Annotated in this window: 3 protein-coding genes; all 3 read right to left on the bottom strand. The window is 29.1% G+C overall.

Going from position 1 to position 1847, the window contains the following annotated elements; translation table 11 throughout:
- Positions 1-256: 256 nt before the first annotated feature.
- The 3 genes from GH681_RS22860 to GH681_RS22870 all read right to left on the bottom strand — a co-directional run bounded on the left by GH681_RS22860 (position 257) and on the right by GH681_RS22870 (position 1680).
- Complete coding sequence (locus tag GH681_RS22860; RefSeq protein WP_153163801.1) at positions 257-679, bottom strand: hypothetical protein; 423 nt, start codon at positions 677-679, stop codon at positions 257-259.
- A gap of 16 nt (positions 680-695) precedes the next feature.
- Complete coding sequence (locus tag GH681_RS22865; protein WP_153163802.1) at positions 696-896, bottom strand: hypothetical protein; 201 nt, start codon at positions 894-896, stop codon at positions 696-698.
- A gap of 466 nt (positions 897-1362) precedes the next feature.
- A complete protein-coding gene (locus GH681_RS22870; RefSeq protein ID WP_153163803.1) occupies positions 1363-1680 on the bottom strand; it encodes a hypothetical protein in 318 nt (105 codons plus the stop codon).
- Positions 1681-1847 lie beyond the last annotated feature (167 nt).

Here is a 1847-nt window from a genome sequence, read left to right on the forward strand (position 1 = left end):
AGCTTAATTGAAATACTAATTAAAATGACTCTCACTTATTTTTAACTCATAAGCAGATATAGCTGTCAAACTAATCTTATTGGAGTACATGGTTTTAACGTCTGCACTAATACTAATCTCCTCCACCTACCTTCAGACGACAGTAATACTGCCCTCTAAAATGATTAGATATAAGCCCCACATGTTTGTCACTGATTCTCACAGTAAAGACGGCTACTTCTATCTTCACAGACTAAAGTAACCTTCTCTTTTTACTCTAATAATTAATGGCTTGGTGAATTGTATCACTATTAATTTGTGGTAATGAGGACCTTGGCATACTATCTGGTATATATTCTTTTTGTATATCCATACTCCTCTTTATTAATTTATCATAAAAGTCTTTGTTACTAATATAAATAGAAACAATTTCATGATTTGATAAATCTGTACCTTTAGTAACAAGTATTTGAGTTAGTACTTGTTCTGGCATAACCAAGAACACACTATCTACATACTTGTCTAATCTCATATTTTCACGCCATTGTAGCACTTCTTGTACTGTTGGTGCTACTACTTGTTCAATTGTGTCCGTTTCAGGGATTTGTTTTTCTTTAGGACTACGAGGTCTTGCACAACTGATAAAAATTGCTAATGCTACTATTGCTGCAATTAGCCAAAATACATACTTAAATTTCATTTTTGATAAATGTTGTTTAATCTTTTAACATGTTATAAATCTCTTCTACTGATTCTTTTGCTTCGAGAATCATAGTTTCTCCATCATCAAGTTTAGTAAAGATAGCTGATCCTTCTGAATAATCTTCTGATGGAAGAACTGAAGAAATAATACTTTTTCTTACAGTGGCTGGCTTTCCTCCTGATTCATTGTCATGTAATAATAAAAATTCACTCATTTTGATAATGTTTTAAGTTAATACTAAGTATATAAATGCTATTAATATTGCATCTATTACAATTAATACTCTTGTTACTGGATGTGTTTCATACCAGTTTTCAAATTTATCCCACCATATATCTGCTAAATCAGCTTGGTTTGATTTCTTTGTATCCATTGTCTTTATCTTTATATCCACTGCCAAGTGTATATACAAAAGATAATACGCAGAATATAAATAGTGCGATTATCACTACTTTAGAGTAATACCAATAATTCCAATAATCGGTATATAACAGTCCATACACTTCTTCATCAAAGAAATATATTCCTTGATGTTCAATAATCATCACAGCTGCAAATAATGCAGTTATGAGTCCAAATAAAAAATACATTAATTTTTGCATAATAATTATTTATTGATTAAATACTATTTGCTACAAATACTATTGTCGTTACTATTGCTAATAATATTAACAAGTATATTAATAATCTGATAGTAATAACAATGCGCCAGAATCGTTCATTTCCCATATACTTTTATACTTATCATTAAGTTTTTTCCAAAAAATATGTCCTTCTTTTGTATGTATCCATATAAGTGTACATTCAATTGCCATATCAGGAACTCTTAATTTTGTATAAAATGGTTCTATGTTTATTTTATTATCGTGAACATATTTACTACTGCCGTCTAAAAAGCTATCTAATACTTTTTCTTTAATAAGAAAAGTAAGTAATAAATAAGGCATATTAAATAATATTTGCCTTCTAAATTTTTGTTGTTCCGTTAACTTTTTCATTGATTGAATTGTACTTTTTTATGAACTTTAAATATTACTTCAGTGTCACTCTTAATTTCAATAGTAAAGTGAGGAGATGATTTACTGTCTATTCTTCGTTTGATCCATTTAACTACGTAATCCGCAGTTAATACTTCAAATTGCAAATAGCTACGCTATTTTCCACT

Origin of the sequence: Zoogloea sp. 1C4, from assembly GCF_009469605.1 — a bacterium.
Classification (GTDB): Bacteria; Pseudomonadota; Gammaproteobacteria; order Burkholderiales; family Rhodocyclaceae; genus Zoogloea; species Zoogloea oryzae.

Bases quoted from the DNA above. Each gene is read 5' to 3' on its own strand.
- GH681_RS22865 (WP_153163802.1), bottom strand. From the start codon at position 896: ATGAGTGAATTTTTATTATTACATGACAATGAATCAGGAGGAAAGCCA.
- GH681_RS22870 (WP_153163803.1), bottom strand. From the start codon at position 1,680: ATGAAAAAGTTAACGGAACAACAAAAATTTAGAAGGCAAATATTATTT.
- GH681_RS22860 (WP_153163801.1), bottom strand. From the start codon at position 679: ATGAAATTTAAGTATGTATTTTGGCTAATTGCAGCAATAGTAGCATTA.